Annotated in this window: 28 protein-coding genes and 2 tRNA genes; 22 read left to right on the top strand and 8 right to left on the bottom strand. The window is 71.7% G+C overall.

All coding sequences use genetic code 11. The annotated features are described in order from the left end of the window. The first annotated feature begins 258 nt into the window (after nucleotides 1-258). Nucleotides 259-903, top strand: a complete 645-nt coding sequence (locus tag SRB5_RS17685) for a VWA domain-containing protein (protein WP_194292949.1) — start codon at nucleotides 259-261, stop codon at nucleotides 901-903. Continuing rightward, on the top strand, nucleotides 900-1,289 hold the full coding sequence (locus SRB5_RS17680; RefSeq protein ID WP_153453053.1) for a hypothetical protein: 390 nt from the start codon (nucleotides 900-902) through the stop codon (nucleotides 1,287-1,289). Before SRB5_RS17685 ends, SRB5_RS17680 begins: the two co-directional genes overlap by 4 nt. 12 nt (nucleotides 1,290-1,301) lie before the next feature. Here SRB5_RS17680 and SRB5_RS17675 read toward each other — a convergent pair whose 3' ends face one another. Together SRB5_RS17675 and SRB5_RS17670 are read right to left on the bottom strand one after the other, a co-directional pair. Then, on the bottom strand, nucleotides 1,302-2,624 hold the full coding sequence (locus SRB5_RS17675) for a sensor histidine kinase (protein WP_153453051.1): 1,323 nt from the start codon (nucleotides 2,622-2,624) through the stop codon (nucleotides 1,302-1,304). A 208-nt stretch (nucleotides 2,625-2,832) separates the two neighbouring features. Then, nucleotides 2,833-3,984, bottom strand: coding sequence for a sensor histidine kinase (locus SRB5_RS17670; RefSeq protein WP_153453049.1), 1,152 nt, complete (start codon nucleotides 3,982-3,984; stop codon nucleotides 2,833-2,835). Between the two features lie 162 nt (nucleotides 3,985-4,146). On the opposite strand from SRB5_RS17670, the gene SRB5_RS17665 reads away from it, so the two are divergent. From SRB5_RS17665 to SRB5_RS17610, 12 genes are all read left to right on the top strand, one after another. Next, a complete protein-coding gene (locus SRB5_RS17665) occupies nucleotides 4,147-4,515 on the top strand; it encodes an NADH-quinone oxidoreductase subunit A (RefSeq protein ID WP_323378058.1) in 369 nt (122 codons plus the stop codon). Continuing rightward, the gene (locus SRB5_RS17660; protein WP_153453047.1) at nucleotides 4,506-5,120 is read left to right on the top strand and encodes an NADH-quinone oxidoreductase subunit B; all 615 of its coding nucleotides are present in this window, start codon (nucleotides 4,506-4,508) and stop codon (nucleotides 5,118-5,120) included. Before SRB5_RS17665 ends, SRB5_RS17660 begins: the two co-directional genes overlap by 10 nt. Next, a complete protein-coding gene (locus tag SRB5_RS17655; protein ID WP_323378057.1) occupies nucleotides 5,117-5,890 on the top strand; it encodes an NADH-quinone oxidoreductase subunit C in 774 nt (257 codons plus the stop codon). The genes SRB5_RS17660 and SRB5_RS17655 overlap by 4 nt, the downstream gene beginning before the upstream one ends. Then, nucleotides 5,887-6,843: a complex I subunit 1/NuoH family protein gene (locus SRB5_RS17650; protein ID WP_323378056.1), complete on the top strand. Its 957-nt coding sequence runs from the start codon at nucleotides 5,887-5,889 to the stop codon at nucleotides 6,841-6,843. Before SRB5_RS17655 ends, SRB5_RS17650 begins: the two co-directional genes overlap by 4 nt. Then, complete coding sequence (locus tag SRB5_RS17645) at nucleotides 6,843-7,373, top strand: NuoI/complex I 23 kDa subunit family protein (RefSeq protein ID WP_153453045.1); 531 nt, start codon at nucleotides 6,843-6,845, stop codon at nucleotides 7,371-7,373. Before SRB5_RS17650 ends, SRB5_RS17645 begins: the two co-directional genes overlap by 1 nt. Further along, nucleotides 7,373-7,936: an NADH-quinone oxidoreductase subunit J family protein gene (locus tag SRB5_RS17640; protein ID WP_323378084.1), complete on the top strand. Its 564-nt coding sequence runs from the start codon at nucleotides 7,373-7,375 to the stop codon at nucleotides 7,934-7,936. Before SRB5_RS17645 ends, SRB5_RS17640 begins: the two co-directional genes overlap by 1 nt. Continuing rightward, the gene (nuoK, locus tag SRB5_RS17635) at nucleotides 7,936-8,292 is read left to right on the top strand and encodes an NADH-quinone oxidoreductase subunit NuoK (protein ID WP_153453043.1); all 357 of its coding nucleotides are present in this window, start codon (nucleotides 7,936-7,938) and stop codon (nucleotides 8,290-8,292) included. The genes SRB5_RS17640 and nuoK overlap by 1 nt, the downstream gene beginning before the upstream one ends. Continuing rightward, nucleotides 8,289-10,241: an NADH-quinone oxidoreductase subunit 5 family protein gene (locus SRB5_RS17630; protein WP_323378055.1), complete on the top strand. Its 1,953-nt coding sequence runs from the start codon at nucleotides 8,289-8,291 to the stop codon at nucleotides 10,239-10,241. The genes nuoK and SRB5_RS17630 overlap by 4 nt, the downstream gene beginning before the upstream one ends. Before the next feature lie 3 nt (nucleotides 10,242-10,244). Then, nucleotides 10,245-11,798, top strand: a complete 1,554-nt coding sequence (locus SRB5_RS17625; RefSeq protein ID WP_153453041.1) for a complex I subunit 4 family protein — start codon at nucleotides 10,245-10,247, stop codon at nucleotides 11,796-11,798. Further along, nucleotides 11,798-13,276: an NADH-quinone oxidoreductase subunit N gene (locus tag SRB5_RS17620; RefSeq protein ID WP_153453039.1), complete on the top strand. Its 1,479-nt coding sequence runs from the start codon at nucleotides 11,798-11,800 to the stop codon at nucleotides 13,274-13,276. Before SRB5_RS17625 ends, SRB5_RS17620 begins: the two co-directional genes overlap by 1 nt. A gap of 192 nt (nucleotides 13,277-13,468) precedes the next feature. Further along, the gene (htpX, locus tag SRB5_RS17615) at nucleotides 13,469-14,335 is read left to right on the top strand and encodes a zinc metalloprotease HtpX (protein ID WP_323378054.1); all 867 of its coding nucleotides are present in this window, start codon (nucleotides 13,469-13,471) and stop codon (nucleotides 14,333-14,335) included. A gap of 82 nt (nucleotides 14,336-14,417) precedes the next feature. Beyond that, nucleotides 14,418-14,810 carry a YccF domain-containing protein gene (locus tag SRB5_RS17610; protein WP_153453037.1) on the top strand — a complete coding sequence of 131 codons (393 nt, stop codon included), beginning with the start codon at nucleotides 14,418-14,420 and terminating at the stop codon, nucleotides 14,808-14,810. Between the two features lie 4 nt (nucleotides 14,811-14,814). Here SRB5_RS17610 and SRB5_RS17605 read toward each other — a convergent pair whose 3' ends face one another. Next, a complete protein-coding gene (locus SRB5_RS17605; protein ID WP_153453036.1) occupies nucleotides 14,815-15,375 on the bottom strand; it encodes a CGNR zinc finger domain-containing protein in 561 nt (186 codons plus the stop codon). Between the two features lie 86 nt (nucleotides 15,376-15,461). Here SRB5_RS17605 and SRB5_RS17600 point away from each other — a divergent pair, with 86 nt between their 5' ends. Further along, entirely contained in the window at nucleotides 15,462-16,778 is a 1,317-nt protein-coding gene (locus tag SRB5_RS17600; RefSeq protein WP_323378053.1) for an MFS transporter, read from the top strand. Here SRB5_RS17600 and SRB5_RS17595 read toward each other — a convergent pair. Then, nucleotides 16,681-18,147: an MFS transporter gene (locus SRB5_RS17595; RefSeq protein WP_153453034.1), complete on the bottom strand. Its 1,467-nt coding sequence runs from the start codon at nucleotides 18,145-18,147 to the stop codon at nucleotides 16,681-16,683. The genes SRB5_RS17600 and SRB5_RS17595 overlap by 98 nt on opposite strands. Nucleotides 18,148-18,177: 30 nt before the next feature. Beyond that, a complete protein-coding gene (locus SRB5_RS17590) occupies nucleotides 18,178-18,837 on the bottom strand; it encodes an SDR family oxidoreductase (RefSeq protein ID WP_153453032.1) in 660 nt (219 codons plus the stop codon). A gap of 181 nt (nucleotides 18,838-19,018) precedes the next feature. Here SRB5_RS17590 and SRB5_RS17585 point away from each other — a divergent pair, with 181 nt between their 5' ends. Further along, nucleotides 19,019-20,050, top strand: a complete 1,032-nt coding sequence (locus SRB5_RS17585) for a hypothetical protein (RefSeq protein WP_153453031.1) — start codon at nucleotides 19,019-19,021, stop codon at nucleotides 20,048-20,050. A 4-nt stretch (nucleotides 20,051-20,054) separates the two neighbouring features. On the opposite strand, the gene SRB5_RS17580 is transcribed toward SRB5_RS17585, so the two are convergent. Further along, nucleotides 20,055-21,344 (bottom strand): amidohydrolase family protein, encoded by a 1,290-nt coding sequence (locus SRB5_RS17580; protein WP_153453030.1) that lies wholly within the window; start codon nucleotides 21,342-21,344, stop codon nucleotides 20,055-20,057. A gap of 187 nt (nucleotides 21,345-21,531) precedes the next feature. On the opposite strand from SRB5_RS17580, the gene SRB5_RS17575 reads away from it, so the two are divergent. The 5 genes from SRB5_RS17575 (at nucleotide 21,532) to SRB5_RS17555 (ending at nucleotide 23,064) form a co-directional block, all read left to right on the top strand. Further along, nucleotides 21,532-21,604, top strand: a tRNA-Thr gene (locus SRB5_RS17575). Between the two features lie 47 nt (nucleotides 21,605-21,651). Beyond that, a tRNA-Met gene (locus SRB5_RS17570) sits at nucleotides 21,652-21,724 on the top strand. Nucleotides 21,725-21,812: 88 nt separating this feature from the next. Beyond that, nucleotides 21,813-21,977 (top strand): 50S ribosomal protein L33, encoded by a 165-nt coding sequence (gene rpmG, locus SRB5_RS17565; protein ID WP_323378052.1) that lies wholly within the window; start codon nucleotides 21,813-21,815, stop codon nucleotides 21,975-21,977. A gap of 194 nt (nucleotides 21,978-22,171) precedes the next feature. Continuing rightward, on the top strand, nucleotides 22,172-22,627 hold the full coding sequence (locus SRB5_RS17560; RefSeq protein WP_153453029.1) for an FAS1-like dehydratase domain-containing protein: 456 nt from the start codon (nucleotides 22,172-22,174) through the stop codon (nucleotides 22,625-22,627). Nucleotides 22,628-22,632: 5 nt separating this feature from the next. After that, on the top strand, nucleotides 22,633-23,064 hold the full coding sequence (locus SRB5_RS17555) for a MaoC family dehydratase (RefSeq protein WP_153453028.1): 432 nt from the start codon (nucleotides 22,633-22,635) through the stop codon (nucleotides 23,062-23,064). A 141-nt stretch (nucleotides 23,065-23,205) separates the two neighbouring features. On the opposite strand, the gene SRB5_RS17550 is transcribed toward SRB5_RS17555, so the two are convergent. Both SRB5_RS17550 and SRB5_RS17545 read right to left on the bottom strand, forming a co-directional pair. Next, nucleotides 23,206-24,645, bottom strand: a complete 1,440-nt coding sequence (locus tag SRB5_RS17550) for a DHA2 family efflux MFS transporter permease subunit (protein WP_153453027.1) — start codon at nucleotides 24,643-24,645, stop codon at nucleotides 23,206-23,208. A 94-nt stretch (nucleotides 24,646-24,739) separates the two neighbouring features. Next, nucleotides 24,740-25,309 (bottom strand): TetR/AcrR family transcriptional regulator, encoded by a 570-nt coding sequence (locus SRB5_RS17545; protein WP_153453150.1) that lies wholly within the window; start codon nucleotides 25,307-25,309, stop codon nucleotides 24,740-24,742. A gap of 84 nt (nucleotides 25,310-25,393) precedes the next feature. On the opposite strand from SRB5_RS17545, the gene SRB5_RS17540 reads away from it, so the two are divergent. After that, entirely contained in the window at nucleotides 25,394-25,786 is a 393-nt protein-coding gene (locus tag SRB5_RS17540) for a TOBE domain-containing protein (protein WP_153453026.1), read from the top strand. The last annotated feature ends 46 nt before the right edge of the window (nucleotides 25,787-25,832 follow it).

The raw sequence follows: 25,832 nt of genomic DNA, 5'->3' as shown, positions 1-25,832 counted from the left end.
TGTCCTGCAGGGCGTTCCGGGTGTGATCGGCTGACGCTTGGCCGGGGGGATCGCGGCCCGGGGTCTTCTCGTCCGTGAAGTGGGGATTCCTGTTGACGGGAAATCCCGTCATCCCCTCTCTTCCATCGTCTGGTGTGCGGCGAATACGCCGGTGTAGCCTCGTGGGCCATGGGGGATCTTCTGTGCCCTACACGGGCCGAGAAACTGGCTGTCAGGCGTGTGCGAGGGCGGGATCGGGGCCCTCGGATCGTAGTGGCGTTGCCCGGTGACTCCCGCTGGTACTTCGAGTCCGGGTATCTTGCCTTTGTCGCGCAGCGTGCGGTAGCCGTCCAGCGGCTTTTGAATCCCGCCGGCGATCTTCAGTTCTGGCTCTATACCGAGAGCGCTCACCGGCTTCCGCCTCCAGAAAGATCGGATCTGGCAGCGTTCATCCAGGACTGGTTCCGCATTCCCGAGAAGCCACTCCTCGCCGATGCTCCGCCCCCGCATGCGATCCAGCGTTCCAGCGAAGAGCTGAGGCTGTTCGAACGCCGATCGGTTCCCGCGCTCATCGAGGCGATCGTTCAGGAGAATGCCGCAGACCCGCGTCCTACGCTCGTGCTCTTCCTCGTGCACGGCGACGAATCGGACGAGGAGAACCGGAATATCGCGCTGGCGCTGGATGCGGCGGCCGACGAAAGTGTTTTCTGGCAGTTCTTTGGAGATCCCGATGATTCAGTCCTGGGGCGGCGTATCGGTGAGCTCCGTCGGGAGCTCCCGCACATCGAGAACATGGACTATGCGCTCGGCTGGGATCCCGCAGACATCCAATACAGGCTTCGCGCGCCGTACAGCAGGGCATTGACCAAGCCGTTCAAAAAATGGCTCAAGAACCTCCCCGACGAGTCGAAGAAGGTGCGATGAGCATCGCGTTCGTGTTTTTTCTGGTTCTGGGGGCCCTGACTGCCCGGGCGTTCGTGAAGATCCGTTCCGCGCAGGGACTCATGCAGGACGGAGAGCGGGTCGCGGGGGTCTGCGAGAGCGTGCACACCAACGGCGAAACCTGGTATTCCGAGGTTGCGTTCACCGCGGTGGACGGGCGGCGGCGTCGGGTGCGGTCGGTGGACCAGATGGGTGTGGCGCCGTTCTCCGAGACCGAGGTCGTTCAGGTTGCCTATCGGGTGGACGGGCCGGCGATCCTGGTGGAGGAATACGACCGTTTTGTTCGGGTCTTCCGATTTCACCTCGTATTGTTCGGCGCCCCGGCCCTCGTCGCGGGTGTGGTGTGGGTGGCCTTGTTGCTCGGCTGAGCCGCCGGTCGACTAGCGGTCCCGCCACGGGAGTTCCGCGGTGACCGTCGTCGGGCCCCCCTCCGGGGAGTCCAGGACGAACAGGCCGTCGACCGAGCCCAGGCGTTCGGACAGGCCCGACAGGCCCGAGCCCGTGTCGAGGGTGGCGCCGCCGTGGCCGTCGTCCGTGACCTGGATCAGCAGGCGGTCCTCCGAGCGCCAGATGTCGACGCCGGCCGTACGGGCGCCGGAGTGCTTGGAGATGTTCTGCAGCAGCTCCGAGACCGTGAAGTACGCGATGCCCTCGATCGCCGGCGCCGGGCGGACCGGCAGGTCGACGGTGACCGTCACCGGGACCGTGCAGCGGGAGGCCACGGAGGACAGGGCGGGGCCGAGGCCGCGGTCCGTGAGGATCGCGGGGTGGATGCCGCGGGCCAGGTCGCGCAGCTCCTGGAGGGCCAGCTTCACCTCGCCGTGCGCGTCGCCGACCATCCGCGCGGCGGCCTCGGGGTCCTCACGGAGCTTCTCCCGCGCCAGGCCCAGGTCCATCGCCAGGGCCACGAGGCGGGCCTGGGCGCCGTCGTGCAGGTCGCGCTCGATCCGGCGGAGGTCCGCGGCGGCGGTGTCGACGACGACCCCGCGGTCCGACTCCAGCTCGGTGACGCGGCTGGCCAGCCTGGAGGGGCCCAGCAGACCGCGGACCAGGCCGCGGTCCACGTACGCCATGCCGCGGATCAGCCAGGGGGAGGCGAGCACCAGCACGGCGCCGGCGCCTACGGCGAGGAGCTGCTCAAGGGGGGTGTCCAGGTACCAGGCGTTGCCGTGGTCGTCGCCGTAGATCTGCAGGCCGTCCTGGCCGTAGTGGGCCGGGAAGATCCACATCCAGAGGGGGTACGTGAAGAGGGCCCAGGCGTTGAACATCACCACCGCGGAGACGGCGAAGGAGAAGACCGCCCACGGGAAGTGGACGAAGCCGTAGAGCAGGTGGCGCCAGGAGCTGCCGCTGCGGAAGAGAGCTCCGGTCCAGGCCAGCAGCCCGCGCCGGCCGGCGCGCGTCCGGACGGGGTCGGGGGCGGCGACGTCCAGGTCGAGGAGGGCGCGGGCCCTCGCGCGCTCGAGGGCGCCGAGGCCCCGGCAGCCGGCCAGGGCCGCGGCCAGGACGGGGACGCCGAGGAAGGTGATGAGGAGGCCGGCGCCCAGGCAGAGCATCGTGACCGCGTAGACGAAGAAGACGATCGCCATCGGCAGGTTGAGGAGGAGGTAGAGGAATTCTCGCCAGGTCCTCCCCTGCACGGGGGCGCGCACGGCGAGGGGGAGGCGGGGGGGCCTGGCGGTGCGGGTCTCGTACGTCGTCATGCATCCAGGGTGCGGTTTCGCCTTGCGGCGGGCTATGTGGGTCGTCGGTCTTTCGGGGCGGGGGTTATCCCTACCTGGCGGTTGCGCCGGCTGACGCGTTTCGGGCTTCGCCCGGAGTCCTCAAGCGCCGGACGGGCTGGAATTCACGGACACGCAAAGTGGCCGTGATGCGAGGGCTCAACCCTGCACCACGGCCAAGAAACATGCCCTACCGCTCCCGCCACGGCAGCTCTGCAGTCACCGTCGTCGGGCCCCCCTCCGGGGAGTCCAGCACGAACAAGCCGTCCACCGACCCCAGGCGTTCCGCCAGGCCCGCGAGGCCCGAGCCGCCGTCCAGGGAGGCGCCGCCGCGGCCGTTGTCCGCGACCTGGATCAGGAGGCGGTCGTCCGAGCGCCAGACGTCCACCGTGGCCGACGTGGCGCGGGCGTGTTTCGAGACGTTCTGGAGAAGTTCCGACGTCGTGAAGTACGCGATGCCCTCGATCGCCGGCGCCGGGCGGACCGGCAGGTCCACCGTGACCTTCACGGGGGACGTGCAGCGCGTCGCCACCGAGGAGAGAGCGGGGCCCAGGCCCCGGTCCGTGAGGATCGCCGGGTGGATGCCGCGGGCCAGGTCGCGCAGCTCCTGGAGCGCCAGCTTCACCTCGCCGTGCGCGTCGTCGACCATCTTTGCCGCCGCGTCCGGGTCCTCCAGCAGCTTCTCCTTCGCCAGGCCGAGCCCCATCGCCAGCGCCACGAGGCGGGCCTGCGCCCCGTCGTGCAGATCGCGCTCGATACGGCGCAGGTCCGCGGCGGCCGTGTCGACGACCACCCCCCGGTCCGACTCCAGCTCCGCGATCCGCCGCTCCAGCTCGTCCGACGGCGACAGCAGACCCCGTACCAGCGCCCGGTCCACGTTCGACATCCCGCGCGCCAGCCAGGGCAGGAACGGCCACAGCACGAACAGCGACACCAGCGTCAGCGCGAAGGTGAAGATCCCCCACGGCAGCCGTATCACCTGGAACAGCGTCGCCCGCCACCCCACCGGATCCTTCAGCGTCGCCCACAGCCACGGCAGCAGCCCGCCGTGCGTGCGCGCACGGATCGGCGTCGGCTCCTCGACGTGTACGCCGAGCAGCCCGCGCGCGATGCCCCGCTCGCCCTTCGCCAGCAGCCGGGCGCCCACCAGGCCCCCGGCGAGCAGTGGCAGACCGATCACCGTGATGGACAGCGCGACCCCGGCGTACAGCCAGGCCGAGACGTACACGAAGCCCGCGATCGTCATCGGCAGATTGATCAGGAGATAGCAGATCTCCCGCCAGGTCTGGCCGCTGAGCGGAGCGCGGGGCGCAGGCAGCGCGTCGCTGTGGGTGCCGGTCATGCCCCAAGGGTGCCGTCTGGAGGGCGCCCCGGTCCATGGGGTTCGTCGCCCCGCTCCGGTGGGGTTATCCCCACCAAGTCGGGCCCGGCCCACTCGCCGGCAGAGGGGCAGGGCCTACACTCCTGCCCGTACAGATCGTCGAAAAGAGGGAGCGAGGACAGCGTGCAGTACTTCCACGGCTACTCCGTGGTCGGTCTCGTCGCGGTGCTCGGCCTGCTCTTCGTGGGCGTCTCCTTCACCGCAGGGCGGCTGCTGCGGCCCTACGTACCGACGCCGGAGAAGCTCCTCACGTACGAGTGCGGCGTCGATCCCGTGGGCGAGGGCTGGGCGCACACCCAGGTCAGGTACTACGTCTACGCCTTTCTGTACGTCATCTTCGCCGTCGACTCGATCTTCCTCTTCCCGTGGGCGACGGTCTTCGCGACGGAGGGCTACGGCGGGACGACCCTCGTCGAGATGTTCGTGTTCCTGGGGTTCCTCGCGGTCGGCATCCTCTACGCCTGGAAGAAGGGCGTCCTCGAATGGACGTGAGTGACGAGTCGCGGACCGTCGACCTCCCCGAGCCCAAGCGGCTCGGGGTGCTGTCGCGCCTCGCGCCGGAGCCGATGAAGGTCGTCCTGAACTGGGGGCGGCGCTACAGCCTCTGGGTCTTCAACTTCGGCCTCGCCTGCTGCGCGATCGAGTTCATCGCGGCGTCCATGGCGCGGCACGACTTCATCCGCCTCGGCGTGATCCCGCTGGCGCCCGGGCCCCGGCAGGCTGACCTGATGGTCGTCTCGGGGACGGTCACGGACAAGATGGCTCCGGCGGTCAAGCGGCTGTACGAGCAGATGCCGGAGCCGAAGTACGTGGTGTCGTTCGGCGCCTGCTCCAACTGCGGCGGGCCGTACTGGGACTCGTACTCGGTGACCAAGGGCGTCGACCAGATCATCCCCGTGGACGTGTACGTGCCGGGCTGCCCGCCGCGGCCCGAGGCGCTGCTGCAGGGGATCCTCAAGCTGCAGGAGAAGATCGCGCGCGAGTCGCTGGGGGAGCGGTACGGGACCGGGTCGGGGCCGCGGGCGTCGGCGGCGGCGCTGAGCAGCCCGCTGGTCGCGCCGCCCTTGTCTGCTGACGAAGAGGGTGAGCGGCCGTGACCGATCCCGTCGGCTGGCTGCCGCGCGCCGCCGGGGAGCTGTTCGGCGAGGGGGCCGTCGCCTCCGAGGCGTACGAGCTGCTGACCGTCGACGTCCCCGCCGCGTCGTGGCCGGACGCCCTGCGTACCGCCCGCGACGAGCTGGGCTGCGCCTACTTCGACTGGCTGAGCGCCGTGGACGAGCCCGGTGAGGGCTTCCGTGTCGCCGCCCATGTGGTCGCCCTCGGCCGGCCGCCGCGCAGGCTGCTGATCCGTACGACCGTGCCCCACGACGCGCCCTCCCTGCCGTCGGTGACCGGCGTGTACGCGGGCGCGGGGTGGCACGAGCGGGAGACGCACGAGATGTTCGGCGTCGACTTCACCGGCCACCCCCACCTCGTACCCCTGCTGCTGCCGGACGGCTTCGAGGGCCACCCCCTGCGCAAGGACTTCGTGCTCGCCGCCCGGGTGGCCAAGGCCTGGCCCGGCGCCAAGGAGCCGGGGGAGTCGGAGCACGGCGGGCCCAAGCGGCGCACGATGCTGCCGCCCGGGGTGCCCGACCCGAACGAGTGGGGACCGCTCAAGGGCCAGCTGCCCCCGGCGCCCGCGCGCCCGGCGCGCACGGCGCGGGCGGCGGCGGACGGGCCCCGGCGGACGCGTACGGCCTCCGGGGGATCTTCTGCGGCGGCCCCCGTACGGCGGGCGCGGTCGGCGTCGGAGGGGTCGGCGTCGCAGCGGCCGGGGGACACGCCGTGGAACAAGCCGTCCCCGGAGGAAGGTGAGGGCGAGTGAACGCCATCGACGTCATCGTCACGCTGCTCGGCGTCCTCCTCGTCTTCCTCGTCCTCCCGCTGGTCGTCGGGCAGACCGAACACAAGGTCATGGCCCATATGCAGGGCCGCGTCGGCCCCATGTACGCGGGCGGCTTCCACGGCTGGGCGCAGCTCGTCGCGGACGGCGTGAAGTTCGCGCAGAAGGAGGACGTCGTCCCGGACGGCGCCGACCGGCGCATCTTCCAGCTCGCGCCGGCCGTCGCCCTGCTGCCGTACCTGATCGTGCTCGTCGCCATCCCGTTCGCGCCCGGCGGCGGGGTGGGGCAGGCGATCGACGCGGGCATCTTCTTCGTGCTGGCCGTGATGGGCGCCGGGGTGCTGGGCACGCTGATGGGCGGCTGGGCCAGCGCCAACAAGTTCGGGCTGCTGGGCGGGCTGCGGACCGCCGCGCAGCTGCTGGCGTACGAGCTGCCGATGCTGCTCACCGCCGCGAGCGTCGCCATGGCCGCGGGGACCGTGTCGCTGACCGGGATCCTCGACGGGTTCGAGTGGTGGTGGATCCCGTGGCAGATCGTCGGGGCGTTCGTCTTCTTCACCGCCGGGCTGGCGGAGCTGCAGCGGCCGCCGTTCGACGCGCCGATCGCCGACTCGGAGATCATCTTCGGGGCGTACACCGAGTACAGCGGGCTGCGCTTCGCGCTGTTCATGCTCGCCGAGTACGCGGGGATCGTCGTCCTGTGCGGGCTGACCACGGTGCTGTTCCTGGGCGGGTGGCACGGGCCGTTCAGCGACAGCGTCGGGTGGCTGTGGACGCTGCTGAAGACGGCGGTGCTGGCGTTCGGCGTGATCTGGCTGCGGGTGACGTATCCGCGGCTGCGCGAAGACCAGATCCAGCGGTTCGCCTGGACCGTGCTCATTCCGCTCGCGTTGGCGCAGATCGCGCTCACCGGCATCGTCAAGGTGGTGATCTGATGGCTACCCCCGGCCGGGGCCTGGCCAAGGGCCTCGCTGTCACGCTGCGGACCATGACGCGCCGCTCGCACACCGCGCACTATCCCGAGGCGCAGCCCGCGCTGCCGCCGCGCAGCCGCGGCGTGATCGCGCTGTTCGAGGAGAACTGCACGGTCTGCATGCTGTGCGCCCGCGAGTGCCCGGACTGGTGCATCTACATCGACTCCCACAAGGAGACGGTGCCGCCGGCCGCGCCCGGCGGGCGGGAGCGCAGCCGTAACGTGCTGGACCGGTTCGCGATCGACTTCGCGCTGTGCATGTACTGCGGGATCTGCATCGAGGTGTGTCCGTTCGACGCGCTGTTCTGGTCGCCGGAGTTCGAGTACGCGACGGAGGACATCCGTGAGCTGACGCACGAGCGGGACAAGCTGCGCGAGTGGATGTGGACCGTACCGGCGCCGCCGGCGCTGGATCCCGCCGCCGAGGAGCCCAAGGAGGTCGCCGCGGCGCGCAAGGCCGTGGAGAAGGCTGCCACGGAGGCTTCCTCGTGATCACGCTCGCCGCGGAGACCCGCGGTTTTCTCTCGCCGGCCGGGGTGGAGATCGTCTTCCTGCTGGTCGGGCTGGTCACGCTGGGGGCCGCGGTGGTGACCGTGACCACGCGGCAGCTGGTGCACTCCGCGCTGTGGCTGGTCGCCACGCTGGGCGGGCTGGCGGTGGAGTATCTGCTGCTGACCGCCGAGTTCATCGCGTGGGTGCAGGTGCTGATCTACGTCGGGTCGGTGGTCGTCCTGCTGCTGTTCGGGCTGATGCTGACCCGGGCGCCGATAGGCCGCTCGCCGGACGCCGACTCGGGGAACCGGCCGGTCGCCCTGGGGGTGGCGGTGGTGTCGGCGGGGCTGCTGGTGACGCTGGTGGTGGACGCGTTCCGCAGTACGTGGATCGACGTCTCGCCGGCGCGGGGGACGACCGACATCATGGGCGCCGCGCTCTTCCGGCACTGGGTGCTGCCGTTCGAGGCGCTGTCGGTGCTGCTGCTGGCGGCGCTGGTGGGGGCGATCGTGCTGTCCCGGCGTACGGCTCCTTCTGCTGACGGTGCGGGGGAGGACCGCTGATGCATCTCGCGTATCCGGCCGTACTGGCCGCGCTGCTCTTCTGCGTCGGGCTGTACGGGGTGCTCGCCCGGCGCAACGCCATCCTGGTGCTGATGTCCGTCGAGCTGATGCTCAACGCCGTCAACCTGAACCTCGTCGCCTTCGACGTCTGGCTGCGCGACACCCTGCACGCCGGGCAGTCGCTCACCCTGTTCGTGATCACCGTGGCCGCCGCGGAGATCGGCATCGGGCTGGCGATCGTGCTGGCCGTGTACCGGGCGCGGGGCACGTCCGACGTCGACCGGCTGCGGGATCTGGCGGAGCCCCCGGCGGTTCCCGACCCCGCGCAGCTCCCGGCCGAGGAGGCCGCCGCGTGAACACCGTCACCCTCGCCGTCCTCGTCCCGCTGCTGCCGTTCCTCGGCGCCGTCGCGGGGCTGCTGCTGGGCCGGACGGCGCCGGGGCTGGTCCGGCCGCTCGCCGTGCTGCCGACGCTGGCCGCCGCGGTGCTGGCCGCGCTCGTCGCCGTGCGCCAGGGCGGGGACGAGGCGGTCGACGCCGCGACCCGGCTGACGGAGACCGGGTCGGTGCCGATCGACCTGGCGCTGCACCTGGACGGCATGGCGGTGCTGGTCGCGGTGCTCGTGGGGCTGGTCGCGACCTGCGTGCAGCTGTACTCCACCGGCTATCTGCGCGACGACCCCCGCTACCCGTCGTACGCCGCCCTCGTCTCCCTCTTCACCGCCGCGATGCTGCTGGTCGTCTACTCCGGCGATCTGCTGGTGCTGCTGGTCGGCTGGGAGATCATGGGCATCTGCTCGTACTTCCTCGTCGGGCACTACTGGGAGACGCCCGAGGCACGGGCGGCGTCGCTGAAGGCGTTCCTGGTCACCAAGCTCGGTGATGTCCCCTTCCTGTTCGGCATCTTCGCGCTGGCCGCCGACGCCGGGACGTTCCGGATCAACGGCATCCTCACCGCCGTCGTCACCGGGCCCGGACTCGACCACCCCACGCTGATCGCGCTGCTGCTGCTCGCCGGTGTGGCCGGCAAGTCCGCGCAGTTCCCGCTGCACACCTGGCTGCCCGACGCCATGGCCGGCCCGACGCCGGTCTCGGCGCTGATCCACGCCGCGACCATGGTCGCCGCCGGTGTGTATCTGGTGGCCCGGCTGCTGCCGGTGTTCGCCGCGTCCGCCGCCGCGCTGGTGGTGCTGGCGGTGATGGCCGCGGTGACGATGGTCGGCTCGGCGCTGGCCGCGCTGGCGCAGGACGACATCAAACGGGTGCTGGCGTACTCCACCGTCGGACAGCTCGGCTACATGACGGGCGCGCTGGCCGTCGGCTCGCGTGACTCCGCGCTGTTCCACCTCCTCTCGCACGGCGCCTTCAAGGCGCTGCTGTTCCTCGCCGCCGGCGTGATCATCCACGCCGCCGGCACCAACTCGCTGACCGCGATGGCCAAGATGCCCGCCCTGCGCCGGACCGTCCCGGACGCGTACTGGACGATGACCGCCGCGCTACTGGCCCTGGCCGCGATCCCGCCGTTCGCCGGCTTCTTCTCCAAGGAGGCCGTGCTGGGCGCCGCGGAGCACGCCGCCGTGGAAGGCGCCCACGGCGTACCGGCCGCCGGCGCCTGGACGGTGCTGATCGCCGGGCTGCTGACGGCGCTCCTCACCGCCGTGTACGCGACGCGGTTGTGGCTGCTGGCGTTCCACGGGCGGGGGGCCCGGACCGAGCGCACCGACGACACCGCCGAGCCCGACCCCGAGGCCGTCAGCCCCCCGGCGATCGACGCGCACCACAAGCCGCCCGCCGTGATGAACGCCGTCCTGTGGGTGCTCTTCATCCCCACGCTCGGCTTCGGCCTCACCGTGACCCGCATCCCCGACTGGCTCGACGGCGAATCCCTGACACCGACGCTCACCACGGCCCTGCTCGGCACCGGCCTGGCCGTCGTCGGCGTCCTCGCGATGTACGCCGCCTGGCGCCGCACGGCCGCCGCCCCGAAGACCGCGGACGCCCACGCCCCGGACCCCGGCCGCGTACTGCTCGGCCCCCTGCACGGCCCGGCCGCCGTCGGCTTCCACCTCGACGCCGTCTACAGCGCCCTGTTCGTCCGCCCCGTCCGCGCCGCCGCCCGCCTGGTCCGCTTCCTCGACCGCGCGGTCGTCGACACCTACGTGGCCGGCGCCGGCGGCACCCCCCGGCTGCTCGGCGCCGCCGTCCGCCGGATCCAGACCGGCAACGTGCAGACCTACGTCAGCGCGCTGCTCGCCGGCTCACTCGTCCTGGCCGTCGCCGCGGTCGTCGCCGTCACGGGGAGCTGACCTATGAATGACACCGCCATGCAACTGGTCCTCGCCGCCATCGTCGTCGTCCCCCTCCTCGGCTCGGTCGCCGCGCTCCTGCCGGCCCCGCCCGGGCTGCGGGGCAAGAGCCCCGAGCAGGCGGTGCTGCGGCACGGCGTCACCGTCACCGGTGTCGTGTTCGTCCTGTCCCTCGTACTGGCCGCCGGCTTCGACCACGATCACCCGGCGACCGTCCAGGCCGACACCGACATCAGCTGGATCCCCGCGCTCGGCATCCGGCTGCACCTCGGCATCGACGGCGTCTCGCTCCCCCTTCTCGTACTGACCGCGCTGCTCACCTTCCTGTGCGCGATCTACAGCTACTTCAACAAGCCCGAAGGCCCCTCCGCGACGGCCTTCGTGGCCCTGCTGCTCGTCCTCGAGTCCGGCATGCTCGCCACCTTCGCCGTCCTCAACCTGCTGCTGTTCTTCCTGGCCTTCGAGATGGTCCTCATCCCGATGTACTTCCTGATCGCGCGCTGGGGCGGGCAGCAACGCACCAAGGCGGCCTGGAAGTTCATCCTCTACACGCTGCTCGGCTCCGTGATCATGCTGCTGGGTTTCCTCCTCATCGGCATCAAGGGCGGCACCTTCGACATGGTGGCACTCGCCACTGACAACGGGTCCAACCTGAGCCGATCCGTGCAGCTCATCGCGGTTTTGGCCATCGGCCTCGGCCTGGCCGTGAAGACCCCGATGTGGCCCCTGCACAGCTGGCTCCCCGACGCCCACACCGCCGCCCCGACCGTCGGCTCGGTGCTCCTGGCCGGCGTCCTGCTCAAGATGGGCACGTACGGCTTCGTCCGCCTCGTCCTGCCCGTCGCCCCGGACGCCGCCCACACCTACGCGCCCTACCTCGCGGCCTTCGGCGTCGTCGGGATCATCTACGGATCCCTCGCCTGCCTCGCCCTGGCCCGCACCGGCGCCAAGGGCGACCTCAAACGCCTCATCGCCTACAGCTCCGTCGGCCACATGGGCTTCGTCCTCCTGGGCATCGCCACCCTCACCCCCACCGGCCTCAACGGCGCGCTCTTCGCCAACATCGCCCACGGCCTGATCACCGGCCTGCTCTTCTTCCTCGTCGGGGCACTCAAGGACCGCACCGGCACCACCGACCTCGACCAGCTCGCGCGGGGCGCCCTGTACGGCAAGGCCCCCCGCCTCGGCGGGCTGCTCGCGTTCGGCGCCGTCGCCTCGCTCGGGCTGCCGGGGCTGGCCGGGTTCTGGGGCGAGATGCTCGCCATGTTCGGCGCGTTCGACCCGGCGGACGGGCTCAGCCGGCCCGCGTTCCTCGCGTTCATGGCGGTCGCCGGCTTCGGCACGCTGCTCACCGCCGCGTATCTGCTGGTCGTCGTCCGCCGGGTGTGCATGGGCCCGCACTCCGGCGAGGTGCCGAAGCTGCCCGACGTACGCGGCTACGAGTTCGCCGCCTGGACGCCGCTCGTCGTCCTCACCGTCCTCGGCGGACTGTGGCCGGCGGCCCTCATCGGGCTGACGGATCCCGCCGTGCAGAAGCTCCTCGCGGGAGGCCGCTGATGTCCCTGGTCCAGTCCGTCGACTGGGTCGCGATCGCGGCCCCTGTCATCGCCGCGCTGGCGGGCCTGGCGCTGCTGGTGGCCGATCTGTTCCTGCCGCCGGAGCGCAAACACCTCCTCGGCTGGGGCGCGATCGCCGGTCTCACGGCCGCCGCCCTCAGCCTGCTGCCCCTCGTGGGCGACCACCGGGCCACGTTCTGTCTGACGGACACCCCGGACGTCTGCTCGTACCGGGCGGACGGTTTCACGCTCGTCGTCCAGCTGCTGGTCTTTGGCGGTGCCGTCCTGACCGCCCTGCTCAGCGTGCACGACGTGAAGGAAACGGGCCTCCCCGCCGGGGAGTTCTGGTTCCTGCTGCTGTCGTCCGTCGCGGGCGCCGCGCTGCTGCCCGCCGCCCGTGACTTCGCGACCCTGATCATCGCCCTCGAAACGGCGTCCCTCCCCGCGTTCGCCCTCGTCGGACTGCGGCGCGGCGACCGGCTGTCCGCCGAGGCGGCGCTGAAGTTCTTCCTGTCGTCCGTCGTCGCCACCGCCGTCATGCTCCTGGGCGTCAGCTTCGTGTACGCCGCCTCCGGCAGCCTGCACTTCGACGTGATCGCCGACGGGCTCGCGAAGACGGACCCCCGGCTGGAGACGCTCGCGACGGTGGGCGTGGCGCTGACGCTCGTCGGCTTCGCGTTCAAGACGGCCGCCGTCCCGTTCCACTTCTGGGTGCCGGACACCTACGTCGGCGCGCCGGTGCCGATCGCCGCGTTCCTCTCCGCCGTCGGGAAGGCCGTCGGGTTCACCGGGCTGATCCTCGTCACCCTCCTCGCCTTCCCCGCGTACCACGACGTGTGGGGGCCGGTCGTCGCCGTGCTGGCGGCGCTCACCATGACGGCGGGCAATGTGGCGGCCGTCCGCCAGCGCGCGGACGCCCCGCACAGCGCGGTGCGGCTGCTCGCCTGGTCGTCCGTGGCGCAGGCCGGCTATCTGCTGGTCCCCATCGCCGCCGCCGGCTGGTCCGACGACCCGTCGCGGGCCGTCGGCTCGACCCTCGCGTACGCCCTCATGTACGCCGTGGTGAACCTGGGCGCCTTCGCGGTGGTCGCCGCCACCGGCAGCCGCCGGATCGCCGACCAGCGCGGCCTGTACGCCGCCCACCCGCTCACCGCCCTCGCGCTCGCCTTCTTCCTGGTGAACCTGGCGGGCCTGCCGCCCGGCGTCATCGGCCTGTTCGGGAAGGTCGCCGTCCTCGGCACCGCGGTCGACGCGGGGCTGGGCTGGCTGGCGGTGGTGATGGCGCTGAACGTCGTCGTCGGGCTGTACTACTACCTGCGCTGGACCGCGCAGCTGTTCCGCGAGCCGGCGAAGGACGCCGCGAAGGTCCGTATGCCACGCGTTCTCGGCGCGGCGACGGCGGTCGCCGCCGTCGTGGCGCTGGCCCTGTCGGGAGCGCCGCAGCTGATCCTGAAGTTCGCCGACCAGGCACTTCTCTGAGCACGAACGCTGACGCCGCCACCTGCGGCGATGCCCGGGCGACCGCCGGGAACATCACCCGTACGGAGTAATTCCGGTCACGCGGGCAAGGGGAACCGCACGCTCTCGCCTCGCGTTGCCCAAAGAGGGAGGGTCCACTTGTGGTGTGACAAGGCCCCATCTCCCTGAGGCACGTTTCCTGGAGGGCGCACAGTGCACCGGTCGAACAACGGGCTGAAGACAGCCGCGCTCCTCGGCGGGATGTCGGCGCTGATCCTGCTCATCGGCAGCGCCTTCGGCCGCAGGGGCCTGATCATCGCGCTCTTCGTCGCGCTGGCCACCAACGCGTACGCGTACTGGAACAGCGACAAGCTCGCGCTGCGCGCCATGCGCGCCCGCCCGGTCAGCGAGATCGAGGCGCCGCAGATGTACCGGATCGTGCGCGAGCTCTCCACCCAGGCGCGCCAGCCGATGCCCCGGCTCTACATCTCCCCGACGGCCGCCCCGAACGCCTTCGCCACGGGCCGCGACCCGCGCAACGCGGCGGTGTGCTGTACGGAGGGCATCCTGCGGATCCTCGACGAACGGGAGCTGCGCGGCGTCCTCGGGCACGAGTTGATGCACGTCTACAACCGGGACATCCTCATCTCATCGGTGGCCGGCGCCCTCGCCTCGGTGATCATGTTCCTGGCGAACTTCGCCTGGCTGATCCCGATCGGCGGCCGGGACAACGACGGCCCCGGCCCCCTCGGCATGCTGATGATCATGCTGCTGGGCCCCATCGCGGCATCCGTCATCAAGCTGGCGATCAGCCGCTCCCGCGAATACGCGGCGGACGAGACGGGCTCGCAGCTCACCGGCGACCCGCTGGCCCTCGCCAGCGCCCTGCGGAAGCTGGAGGCGGGCACGAAACAGCTGCCGCTGCCGCCGGAGCCGCGGATCGAGACGGCCAGCCACATGATGATCGCGAGCCCCTTCGGCCCCCGCGCCCGCGGCGGCGCGAGCCTCTTCTCCACCCACCCCCCGATGGCCGAGCGCATCCGCCGCCTGGAGGCCATGGCGGGCGGCGGCGAGCGGTGAGGGGCGGCACTCGGGGTCGCGTCGGGGTCCGGTGGTCCTCAAGTACCTGGCCGGGGACGGCGGATCCTGAGACCCTGGGATCATGAAGACGCTCCTGAACCTGATCTGGCTCGTCCTGTGCGGACTGTGGATGGCCCTCGGTTACGTGCTGGCCGGTGTCATCCTGTGCATCACGATCATCGGCATCCCCTTCGGCGTGGCGTCCTTCCGGATCGCGGGCTACGCGCTGTGGCCCTTCGGCCGCACCACCGTCGAGCGCCGGGACGCGGGCGCGCCCTCGATGATCGGCAACATCCTGTGGCTGGTCCTGGCGGGCTGGTGGCTGGCCCTGGGGCACATCACCACGGGCATCGCGCTGTGCGTCACGATCATCGGCATCCCGCTGGGCATCGCGAACTTCAAGATGATTCCGATCTCGCTGCTCCCGCTGGGCCGGGAGATCGTCCCGACGGACCAGCCCTTCGCGTCCCGCTGACCGGTCAGGCCCCCAGGCGGCGGGCGCGGAACGCCGCCGCCTTCACCCGGTTCTGGCACGCCGTCGAGCAGAACTGACGGCCCGCGTTACGGGACGTGTCGACGTACACCCGGTCGCAGCCGCCCGCCGCGCACACCCCCAGCCTGCCCGCGAGCGAGCTGCCCACCGCCAGCGCCAGGCCCGTGGCGCAGCCCGCGCTCCAGCCGACGGCAAGGCTGTCGTCCGCCCCGTGGAAGTGCAGCTGCCACGGCTCGCCGGGCGCCCGGTCGAGCTGCGGACGGGCGCCGGTGTCGCGCAGCAGGGCGTTGACCTCCGCCGCCGCCGTGTCCACGTGTCCGGCCGCCGCCGCCTCGAAGACGGTACGCAGCCGATCGGCCGTACGGGCCAGATAGAGCGCCGACCGTTCCTGGACCTCCGCCGCGTCGACGGAGGGCAGTGCGGCGGCGACGGCCCCCGGGAGGTCGGAGGGCACCTCGTAGGGCTTTCCGCGGGCGGTGCCCGGTGTGAGGGCGTTGACCAGCGCGACGGATGCGTCCAGCAGCACCGTCACGTGACTGTCGAACATCACTTGACCAGTTACCTCGCCTCGGATTACGGTGAGCGCATGACGTCACTGACGTTATCGCATTAGCCAGTCACGGAGGAGGGTGCGTGCCGCGTACCGTCTGGCTGCTCGTCGCCGCGCGGACCGTCAATCAGCTCGGCACGTTCTCGATCTCCTTCCTCACCGTGCTCGTCAGCACCCGGTTCGGCGTCGGCCCCGCCGTCGCCGGACTGGTCTCCGCCGCCTTCGGCCTGGCGACCATCCCGTCCCGGCTGGTGGGCGGCCGGCTCGCCGACAGCCTCGGCCCCCGCCGTACCATCGCGCTCGGCCTCGGCGCCAGCGCCGTCGCCCAGCTCGGCCTCGCGGCGGCGGACAGCCTGACGGCGGCCCTGTGCTGGGCGGTGGTGCTGGGGCTGGTCTTCGAGCTGTACGAGCCGCCCAGCCAGGCCCTGATCGCCGACGCCGTGAGCCCCGGCCTGCGGGTGCGCGCGTACGGGCTGCTGAACGCCGCGCTCGCGGCCGGGGGCGTCGGCGCGGGCCTGCTGGCGGCCGGGCTGGGCCGCTGGGACCTGCGCTGGCTGTTCGTCGCCGACGCGGCGACCTGCCTCCTGTGCGGCGCGGCCCTGTACGCCGTCCTCCCCGCGGACCGCCCCCGCGCCGAGGACACCGCAAGCCGGCCGGACGCGAGGCCGTGGCGCGACCGCCGGCTGCTGCTCCTGCTGGCCTTCGGCACGGCGTTCGCCCTGATCTACCTCCAGGTGCTCACCGTGCTCCCGCTCGCCCTCGGGGAACGCGGCCGCGAACCGGCCGACGCCGGCCTGCTGTTCACCGCCTCCGCCGTCGCCCTGATCGCCGCCCAGCCACTCCTGCGCCTGCCCCGCGTCGCCGCGCTGTCCGCCCCCGCGGCGCTGACCGCCGGCCACGTCCTGATGGCCGCCGCCCTCGCCGGCTACGCGACGCCCGCCCCCCTGCCCGTCCTGCTGACGTCGGCCGCGCTGTGGGGCGTCGGTCAACTCCTCGTCATGGGCCGCGCCTTCGCCCTCGTCGCCGACCTCGCACCGCCCGGCGCCACCGGCCGCTATCTCGCCGTCTACGGCACGAGCTGGGGCATCGCGGGCATCGCCGCCCCGGTCACCGGCACCCAACTCCTCGAACACGCGGGCCCGGGCCCCCTCTGGACCGTAACGGCGGCCCTCTGCCTCGTACTGGCGGCGGGCCAGCGGCTGCTCAAGAGCGCTCCGGCGCGTCCGGCGCCTGCAGCGGAGGCGCCCCCACCGCACAGTGCTGCGCTTTCCCGGGGGACAACCCCCGGACCCCCGGCCGAGCTCAATGATCCGGCGCCTGCAAAGGAGGCGCCCCCACCGCACAGTGGAACGGCGCCTCAGCCTCACCCTCACCGTCCTCCAGCACGTCCGACCGGATAGTCGCCCAGGCCAGCACCGCCCCCACGACCAGCAGCCCCGTACACACCAGCACCGCCCCCCGGAAACCGTCCCCGAAGGCCTCCGGATCCCGGTAGTCGTCCCCCGACAGCCCCACGACCAGCGGCAGCGCCGCCACGGCCAGCAACCCCGCCGCCCGCGCCACCGCGTTGTTGACGCCCGACGACACTCCCGCGTGCCGGGTGTCCGCCGCGCCCAGCACGGTCGCCGTCAGCGGCGCCACCGTGATCGCCAGCCCCAGCCCGAACACGCTCACGGCGGGCAGCACGTCCACGGCGAACGACGCGTCCGCCCCGATCCGCAGCATCAGCAGCAGCCCCCCGGCCGACACCGCCGGCCCCACGGTCATCGGGATCCGCGGACCGATGTGCTGCGCGAGCTTCCCGGACCGCTCAGACAGCAGCAGCATGATCACGGTGACGGGCAGCAGCGCCATCCCCGCCAGCACCGGACCGACCCCGCCCTCGACCTGCAACTCCAGCACCAGGAAGAAGAACACGCCGCCCAGCGCCGCGTACACCGCGAACGTCACCAGATTCGCCGCGGTGAACTGCCGCGACGCGAAGACGGACATCGGCAGCATCGGATTCCTCACGCGCCGTTCCCACATCACGAACGCCGCACACCCCACCACACCGGCCACCGTGCTGGCCGCCACCACCACGGCCGGCGTCCCGTCCTCCGCCGCCGCGATCAGCGCGTATGTCAGCCCCGCCAGCCCCAGCGCCCCCAGCCCCGACCCGGCCCAGTCGAAGCGACCGCCCGCCGACTCGTCACGGCTCTCCGGCACATGACGCAGCGCGATGACCAGGACCGCCGCCGCCAGCGGCACGTTGATGAAGAACGCCCACCGCCAGCTCGCCGCCTCCACCAGCCAGCCGCCCAGCAGCGGCCCCAGCGCCCCCGCGATGCCGCCCAGCCCCGACCAGGCGCCGATGGCCCGCGCCCGGTCCTCCCGCGCGTACGACGCCTGGATCAGCGCCAGCGACCCGGGCGTGAGCAGCGCACCGCCGATGCCCTGCAGCGCGCGGGCGGCGATCAGCGTCCCGATGTCCGGCGCGAGCCCGCACAGCAGCGACGCCACCGCGAACCACACCACACCGATCAGGAACACCTTCCGCCGCCCGTAGCGGTCACCGAGCGCCCCGCCGAGGAGGATCAGGGCGGCGAGGGTCAGCGTGTAGCCGTTGGCCGTCCACTGCAGTCCCGCGAGGGAGGTGTCGAACTCCTTCCCGATCGCGGGCAGCGCGACGTTGACCACGGTGCCGTCGAGGAACGTCATTCCCGAACCGATGACAACGGCCGCGAGCAGCCACCGCCCGGCGGGCTGGGACAGGCGCAGATCGGACATACCCGGAACGGTACTACCGTACGAACAGCCTCAGTCGACGACCCCGGCCACCGCGTCGACGACCGGCACGGACCCCCCGATCAGATCGAGCGTCCGCCCCGCCGTCCCCGGCGCGTCGAGCAACGCGACCAGCACGGCCGCCACATCGTCCCGGGAGACCTCCGCACGCCCCGTGCGATCGGCGAGTTCGACCAGCCCCGTGCCCGGTTCGTCGGTGAGCCGTCCGGGGCGCAGGATCGTCCAGTCGAGGCCCGTCCGCGCCCGTACGTCGTCGTCCGCCGCCGTTTTCGCCCGCAGATACGCGGAGAACACCTCGTCCGTCCCCGCGGGCAGCTCACGGTCGGTCCCCATCGCCGACACGACGACGAACCGCCGCACCCCCGCCGCCTCGGCCGCGTCCGCGAACAGCACGGCCGCCCCCCGGTCCACGGTGTCCTTGCGCGCCGCCCCGCTGCCCGGCCCGGCGCCCGCCGCGAACACCGCGGCGTCCGCACCGGCGAGATGCCCCGCGACCTCGTCGGCGGACGCCGCCTCCAGATCGCAGACCACGGGCTCCGCCCCCGCCCGGACCAGATCCTCCGCCTGTTCCGCCCGCCGGACGAGACCGACGGCTTCGTCACCGCGCGCGGCGAGCAACCGCTCGAGCCGCAACGCGATCTGACCATGACCCCCGGCGATGACAATGCGCATGCCCCGACCGTACGACACCTTGGCCCGTACAACCTTTCGGGCGGATCACGCGTCCATACGTCCAAAGGGGTGATCGAACCGATCACGCCGCCACCGGACGAAGGAGCACATCATCCGTACTGCCCTGACCGCCGCCCTGTGCGCGACCGCGATAGCGACCGGCGCCACGGCCTGCGGAACGATGGAGAACCTGTCGGCCGGAGCGAAGCTGACCGACGCGTTCGACCGCCTGGGGGACCAGAAGTCCCTCCACCTCTCCCTCGGGCTCGACGCGACCCCGGCGGAGCTCGTCGCCCTCACCAAGTCATCCGGCGACCCGATGGATGCGAAGACGGCGAAGTTCATCTCCGGGATGACCTTCACGTACGACATGACGTCGAAGAAGCCGATCAGCGAGTCCGGCGAGAAGGACATCACCGGGCAGCAGCTCTCCCTCCAGGGCCCCGACGGTGCGCTGTTCGAGGTCCGGACGATCGGTACGGACGCCACGTACACCCGGATGGACATGAAGAAGTTCGGCGAACTCTCCGGCGAGGAGATGCCGTCGGCGAACGAGCTCCCGCCGGAGGCCGGCGCGATGGGCGACATGTTCGAGGGCCGCTGGGTGAAGTTCGACCTGGCGAAGGCCGAGAAGCTCGGGAAGGAAATGGGGGCCGGTGAGAAGACCGGGGGAGCCGTGCCCGGTTTCGGGACGCCCAGCCTTTCGCCCGAGGTCGGCAAGGAGCTCATGAAGGACCTGAAGAAGGCCATGGCCCGTGAGGTGAAGCTGCGCGACAAGGGCAGCAAGGACGGCCTCGTGCGGGTGACGGCCTCCGCGTCCGCCCGCGGCCTGGTGAAGGCCCTGGTCGACACGGTGCTGCCGTACACGAAGGACCTCGGCCTGCCGGCCTCGATGCCCAAGCCCACGGCGAAGGACTACCGGGACATCCCGGCGCGCGCGGTGTCCGTCGACTTCTTCCTCGAGGACGGCGCTGTCGACTCGGCGTCCGTCGACCTCGGCGTGCTGTCAAAGGACAAGGGCGACAAGCTCGTGCTGAAGGCGGAGTTCGGGAAGGCCGAGCCGATCGAGGCCCCGTCCGGCGCGACCGAGCTGGACCTGGCCTCCATCCTGAGCGGGATGATGGCGGGCCTGGAGGACGAGGGCTTCGCGGACAACACCATGGACGAGGCCGGCCTGGAGGAGCTGACGGCCGCCGACGGCCCCCAGTACTGACGGATCACTCCCCGCCGGCCGCCCCGCCCCGGGGCGACTGGCGGGGCAGCTCGCGCTCCGCCGCCCCCGCGAAATCGCAGTACTCCCGCACCGCGCTGGTCCGCGCGACCACGCGCCCCCGGTGCACCACGATGCGGCTGTACGCCAGGGACAGCGCCGCCGCCACCCGCTCCCCCCGCACCGCCAGCAGCTCCGCCGGGAACCCGGCCTCGATCCGCACCTCCGCCAGCCCCAGCACCGCCCGGGCCTCACCGCCCACCACGTCGTACGCCTGCTCGGGCGACACCTGCGCCTGCGACGCCAGCAGATACGCGGCCTCCAGCGGATCCCCCCGCCCCACCGGGTTCGCCACGTCCCGCAGCGCCCCGCCCCCCGCCGCCACCCGCACCCCGGCGGCGCGCAGCAGCCGTACGGGCGCCGTCCGCGGCCCGAACGCGCGGGCGCTGCGCGTCCCCGTCGGCGCGACGACCCCGCAGTCCCCCTGCGGCAGACACACGACGCCCACTCCCGCCACCGCCAGCCGCTCCGCCGTCCGCGCGGCCACCGGCTGCGGCAGCCGCGCCAGCCCCGCCCCCGGACCGATCACCGCCCCCGGCGCCAGCCCCGCCGCGGCGGACGCCAGCCGGGCCAGCAGCGCCGGATCGGCGGCGTCGGTGTGCAGGTCGACGGGGAGCCCCTGCTCGGAGGCCACCCGCAGCACCGCCTCCGTGTGCCCCGACGGATCGGGGTCCAGGTCCGGACAGCCGCCCACCACCCCCGCGCCCATCTTCACGGCGTCCCGCAGCACCGCCAGCCCGTCCGCGCCCGCGACGCCCGTCAGCAGCCGGGGCAGCGCCACGACGGTCAGCTCCACCAGCCCGCGCAGCGACTGCCGCGCCTGCAACGCGCCCTCCAGCGCCGCGAGCCCCTGCACGTCCCCGATCCGCACCTGCGTCCGCACGGCCGTCGCCCCGTGCCCCAGCTGGAGCAGCGCGGCCTCCGTGGTGCGCCGCTGGACGTCCGCGACGGAGTACGGGACCGGACCGGCCAGCTCCGCCGTGAACGCCGTCTCACCGTGCGCGTGGGGCTCCACGGGGGCCGGCAGCAGCAGATGGCCCGTGAGGTCCACCACACTGCCGCGCGCGTGGCGCCCCTCGGGGACGAGGCTGCCGGCCGTACCGACGGCCAGGATCCGCCCGCCGCCGAGCCGGACGTCCACCAGCCGCCCGTCGGCCAGCCGGGCGCCGGAGAGGACGAGGCCGTCCGCCGCGCCGGAGGACGGTTGCTGGGGCCGGCCGGCCCGGCTGTCGGTCATCGCCCTCCCGGGAGGATGTGGTGATGATCACTCGCTGTGCGCGACGAGCCTAGGCCGCCCGCCCGCGCACGCGGTGCAGCCGCGCCGTCGCACGCTGCCGCCGGCCCACGAGCGGGGCAGGTCACAGGCCCGCCCGCGGATACGGATTTCACCTTCGGCCGCTCAGCGTGTAATGTCTTCATCGCTCGCCCCAATAGCTCAGTCGGCAGAGCGTCTCCATGGTAAGGAGAAGGTCAACGGTTCGATTCCGTTTTGGGGCTCTGGTACACACCCGCGAGATCGTAAGATCGAGTGGGGAAGGTATCAAAGCGGTGTAGCTCAGTCGGTAGAGCAAGCGGCTCATAATCGCTGTGTCACCGGTTCAAGTCCGGTCACCGCTACTCACTCAAAGTAGCCGATTGTAGGCTCGGTCCTTCGATCGGCTACTCTTTCTGCGTTCATCCGATCTGTCCGTCAAGGAGCACTCACGTGGCTGCCACCGACGTCCGCCCGAAGATCACGCTGGCCTGCGTGGAGTGCAAGGAGCGGAACTACATCACCAAGAAGAACCGGCGTAACAACCCGGACCGTCTTGAGATGAAGAAGTTCTGCCCGCGCTGCAACTCCCACACCGCGCACCGCGAGACTCGGTAACGGCGGACCTGTCAAGGTCAAGTTCGAGCCAAGAGGCCGGTCCCACAATCCGTGGGCCGGTCTCTTGTCGTATCCGTGGACGAGGGGGCGCGGGGTGTCCGCCATACTCGACTTGTCCAGCCATATGACAGCGATACGACGGCGCACGGGCGTCACACGGCGCCCCCGGCGGCGTACGGCAGCAGGAGGGCCCGATGGCGCTCGACCAGTCCTTTGAGGGGCGGAGTTATCCCCCCACCGACCCGTACGAGGTAGGCCGCCAGAAGATCCGCGAGTTCGCCGTGGCGATCGGCGACGAGAACCCCGCGTACACCGACGTGGAGGCGGCCAAGGCCCTCGGGTACGCCGACGTGATCGCGCCACCGACGTTCGTCTTCGCGATTACGTTCGAGGCGGCGGGTCTGGTCATCCACGACCCGGAGCTGGGGCTGGACTACAGCCGGGTGGTGCACGCCGACCAGAAGTTCACGTACAGCCGTCCCGTACGCGCCGGTGACCGGCTGACGGTGACGTCCACGATCGACTCCGTCAAATCACTGGCGGGAAACGACATCCTGGCCGTCCGCGGCGAGGTGCACGACGAGTCCGGTGAGCATGTGGTGACCGCGATGACCAAGCTGGTGTCGCGCGCCGCCGGGGACGGGGAGTGAGCGCGATGGCCGAAACGGTGACGTACGACACGGTGTCCGTCGGCGACGAGCTGCCGGCGCGGGACATCCCCGTGACGCGGGCGACGCTGGTGCGGTACGCGGGGGCGTCGGGGGACTTCAACCCCATTCACTGGAACGAGCGGTTCGCGAAGTCCGTGGGCCTGCCGGACGTGATCGCGCACGGCATGTTCACGATGGCGGTCGCGGCCCGGGTGGTCACGGACTGGACGGGCGACCCCGGCGCGGTGGTCGACTACGGGGTGCGCTTCACGAAGCCGGTCGTGGTCCCGGACGACGACAAGGGCGCGGTGGTCCAGGTCTCGGCGAAGGTGGGCGCGAAGAACGACGAGGCCCGCACGGTCCGGGTGGACCTGACGGTGACGTCGGAGGGCCAGAAGGTCCTGGGGATGGCGAAGGCGACGGTACGCCTGCACTGACGGCCGGCAGGGACCCGCCGACCGAGGGCGACCCGCACGGACGGTGACGGGCGGCTGCGGGTGGGAATCACCCCGCGCCGAAGGCGCGGGCGGCCGGCCCCCCTCAGGGGGGAACCGACCGCCCGCGCCCCGTACCAAGCGTCAGACCCCCGCAGGAACCCGACCCCCGGCGTCGGACGCCGCCACAACCACAGACCCGGCGGAGGGCTTCCGCCCAGGAATGAGCGCCGCGGCCACAGCCCCCAGCGCAACAGCGCCCGCCCCGGCCCACAGCGCCGGCCGCAGCCCGTCGACGAACACCTGCCCGGACTCATACCCCCCGCGAGCGGAGAACACGGCCGCCAGCACGGCGACCCCCAGCGCCCCGCCGACCTCCCGCAGCGCGTTGTTGGCCCCCGAAGCGATCCCCTGCTCAGCAGGCCGCACGGCCGACATCACCACGTTCGCCGCAGGCGCGAAGTACATCGCCATCCCGATCCCGCTGATGACGAACGCCGGCAGATAGGCACCGTAGGAGAAGTCGGCGGACAGCCGCACCGCGATCCACCCGAGCCCCACGGCCTGCAGCGCCAGCCCGGCCGCGACGACCGGACGCCCCCCGATCCGGTCGGACAGCACACCGGCGACCGGCGCCACGATCAGCGACATCCCGGTCCACGGCAGCATCCGTATGCCCGCCTCGGTCGGCGAGTACTGACCCACCCCCTGCAGGAACTGGCTCAGCAGGAAGATCGACCCGAACATTCCGACGAACATCAGCAGGCTGGCGGCGTTGATCGCGCTGAACGCCCGGCTGCGGAAGAGCCGCATCGGCAGCATCGGGTGCTCGGTCCGCAGCTCCCACAGCACGAAGCCGACCATCAGGGCGGCACCGGCGAAGAGCCCGCCGAGGACGCCGGCGGAGGTCCACCCGTCGGCGTTGCCGCGGATCAGGCCGTAGACGATGCCGAACATGCCCGCGCTGGCCAGCACGGTGCCGGGGACGTCCAGACGGTTGTTGGCGCCACGGCTCTCGTCCAGGCGAAGGAGGACGAAGGGAAGCAGGGCGATCCCGATCGGCACGTTCAGCCAGAAGATCCACTGCCACGAGATGTGCTCGGTGAGCGCCCCGCCCACCAGCGGTCCGGTGGCCACCGCGATGCCCTGGACGGCGCCCCAGATGCCGAGCGACGCCCCGCGCTTCTCGGCGGGTACGGCGGCGGTGAGCAGGGTGAGGCTCAGCGGCATCAGCAGCGCCGCGCCGACGCCCTGGGCGGCGCGGGCCGCGACCAGGCCGTCGATGCCGGAGGTGAGGCCCGCGGCGGCGGAGGCCGCGGTGAACAGTCCGATGCCGACGGCGAACATCCGGCGGCGGCCGAACCGGTCGCCGAGCGCCGCGCCGAACAACAGCAGGACGGCGAACGTGAGGGTGTACGCGCTCACCGTCCACTCCAGGTCCTCCAGCCGGCCGCCGAGTTTCTCGCGGATGGCGGGGAGGGCCGTGGTGACGACGAGGTTGTCGAGCGCGCCCATGAAGCTGGCGACGCTGGTGAGGACGAGCGCCCAGGCGGCGGTGCCGCGGCGGGCGGTTGGGGTGGTCATGATTCCTCCGTCAGGTAGTTATTGCTCACTAACTTTGCTGGACATGGTTTGGTCATTACGAGTCGCGCGTTTCGTTTTGTGTGGGGGAGACGCGTCAGCGGTTCGGGTCGGGGATGGAGCTCCGGCTCTCCTCCCAGAAGCCCGCCCAGACGCGGTGGTCCTGCGGGAAGCCGAGCGCCACCAGGGTGTTGATCAGCATCCCGAACGAGAAGTGCTCCGCCGTGCGTTCGTGGTCGCCGCCGAAGACCAGCAGCATCGCGTCGTACATCTCGGCCCAGGCGGCGCGGATGGGCTTGCCGAACTCGTGGTCCCCCGACGCCTCCGCCTTCGCTACCGCGACATACGTCTGCATCTGCATCAGCAGCATGTCCCGGTCGGCGACGAGCTTCTGGTACGCGTGGGCGATCGCGAGCCCGGCCTCCTCCTCCTGGCCGGGGCCGAAGCCCTCGAGCGCGTCCTCTATCACCTTCTGGGTGTCGCCCAGGCAGCGCAGGGACGCGGCGAGGAAGATCGCCTGCTTGTTGGGGAAGAGGCGGAAGAGATACGGCTGGCTCACGCCGACACGCCGGGCGATGGCCTCCGTCGACGTGCCGTCGTAGCCGGCCCGGCCGAACTCGATCATCGCCGCGCGGATGACGCTCTCGCGTCGCTCTGCCGCACTCATCCTTGCCATGCCGTAAAGTTATTGCTCACTCACTAACTTGTCAAGCGCCCTGGTACGGGCCCGTCCGGGCCTATCGTGACGCCCATGCAGGCATACACCATCGGCCGGGCGGCGCGGCTGCTCGGCGTCAGCCCCGACACCGCCCGGCGCTGGGCCGACGCGGGACGCGTGGCCACCCACCGGGACGAGACGGGCCGGCGGCTCATCGACGGCCGCGACCTGGCCGCGTTCTCCGTGGAGCTGGCGAAGGGCGACGGCGAGGAGGACCCCTCGTACACCTCGGCCCGTAACGCCTTCCCCGGCATCGTCACGGCGATCAAGCTCGGCGACGTGGCGGCCCAGGTCGAGATCCAGGCGGGCCCGCACCGGCTGGTGTCGCTGCTGACCCGGGAGGCGGTGGAGGAGCTGGGGCTGGAGGTCGGGATGGAGGCGACGGCTCGGGTGAAGTCGACGAACGTGTTCATCGATCGGGCGTGATGGATCGCATGTGCGGGTATTGCAGTCCTGAAGCCTTGCCTCTGCG

The sequence above is a fragment of the Streptomyces smaragdinus genome (genome assembly GCF_009604385.1).
In the GTDB taxonomy this organism is placed as follows: Bacteria; Actinomycetota; Actinomycetes; order Streptomycetales; family Streptomycetaceae; genus Streptomyces; species Streptomyces smaragdinus.
The sequence above is the reverse complement of the archived record's forward strand: the minus strand, read 5'-3'. Positions and strand labels throughout refer to the sequence as shown.

What these genes read in the sequence shown, in the direction of transcription:
- SRB5_RS17605 (WP_153453036.1), bottom strand. Translation starts at nt 15,375, where the DNA reads ATGTTCGACAGTCACGTGACGGTGCTGCTGGACGCATCCGTCGCGCTG.
- SRB5_RS17670 (WP_153453049.1), bottom strand. Translation starts at nt 3,984, where the DNA reads ATGACCGGCACCCACAGCGACGCGCTGCCTGCGCCCCGCGCTCCGCTC.
- SRB5_RS17585 (WP_153453031.1), top strand. Translation starts at nt 19,019, where the DNA reads ATGGAGAACCTGTCGGCCGGAGCGAAGCTGACCGACGCGTTCGACCGC.
- SRB5_RS17595 (WP_153453034.1), bottom strand. Translation starts at nt 18,147, where the DNA reads ATGTCCGATCTGCGCCTGTCCCAGCCCGCCGGGCGGTGGCTGCTCGCG.
- SRB5_RS17610 (WP_153453037.1), top strand. Translation starts at nt 14,418, where the DNA reads ATGAAGACGCTCCTGAACCTGATCTGGCTCGTCCTGTGCGGACTGTGG.
- SRB5_RS17590 (WP_153453032.1), bottom strand. Translation starts at nt 18,837, where the DNA reads ATGCGCATTGTCATCGCCGGGGGTCATGGTCAGATCGCGTTGCGGCTC.
- SRB5_RS17555 (WP_153453028.1), top strand. Translation starts at nt 22,633, where the DNA reads ATGGCCGAAACGGTGACGTACGACACGGTGTCCGTCGGCGACGAGCTG.
- SRB5_RS17660 (WP_153453047.1), top strand. Translation starts at nt 4,506, where the DNA reads ATGGACGTGAGTGACGAGTCGCGGACCGTCGACCTCCCCGAGCCCAAG.
- SRB5_RS17580 (WP_153453030.1), bottom strand. Translation starts at nt 21,344, where the DNA reads ATGACCGACAGCCGGGCCGGCCGGCCCCAGCAACCGTCCTCCGGCGCG.
- SRB5_RS17645 (WP_153453045.1), top strand. Translation starts at nt 6,843, where the DNA reads ATGGCTACCCCCGGCCGGGGCCTGGCCAAGGGCCTCGCTGTCACGCTG.
- SRB5_RS17540 (WP_153453026.1), top strand. Translation starts at nt 25,394, where the DNA reads ATGCAGGCATACACCATCGGCCGGGCGGCGCGGCTGCTCGGCGTCAGC.
- SRB5_RS17560 (WP_153453029.1), top strand. Translation starts at nt 22,172, where the DNA reads ATGGCGCTCGACCAGTCCTTTGAGGGGCGGAGTTATCCCCCCACCGAC.
- SRB5_RS17675 (WP_153453051.1), bottom strand. Translation starts at nt 2,624, where the DNA reads ATGACGACGTACGAGACCCGCACCGCCAGGCCCCCCCGCCTCCCCCTC.
- SRB5_RS17625 (WP_153453041.1), top strand. Translation starts at nt 10,245, where the DNA reads ATGAATGACACCGCCATGCAACTGGTCCTCGCCGCCATCGTCGTCGTC.
- SRB5_RS17680 (WP_153453053.1), top strand. Translation starts at nt 900, where the DNA reads ATGAGCATCGCGTTCGTGTTTTTTCTGGTTCTGGGGGCCCTGACTGCC.
- SRB5_RS17550 (WP_153453027.1), bottom strand. Translation starts at nt 24,645, where the DNA reads ATGACCACCCCAACCGCCCGCCGCGGCACCGCCGCCTGGGCGCTCGTC.
- SRB5_RS17620 (WP_153453039.1), top strand. Translation starts at nt 11,798, where the DNA reads ATGTCCCTGGTCCAGTCCGTCGACTGGGTCGCGATCGCGGCCCCTGTC.
- SRB5_RS17545 (WP_153453150.1), bottom strand. Translation starts at nt 25,309, where the DNA reads ATGAGTGCGGCAGAGCGACGCGAGAGCGTCATCCGCGCGGCGATGATC.
- nuoK (WP_153453043.1), top strand. Translation starts at nt 7,936, where the DNA reads ATGCATCTCGCGTATCCGGCCGTACTGGCCGCGCTGCTCTTCTGCGTC.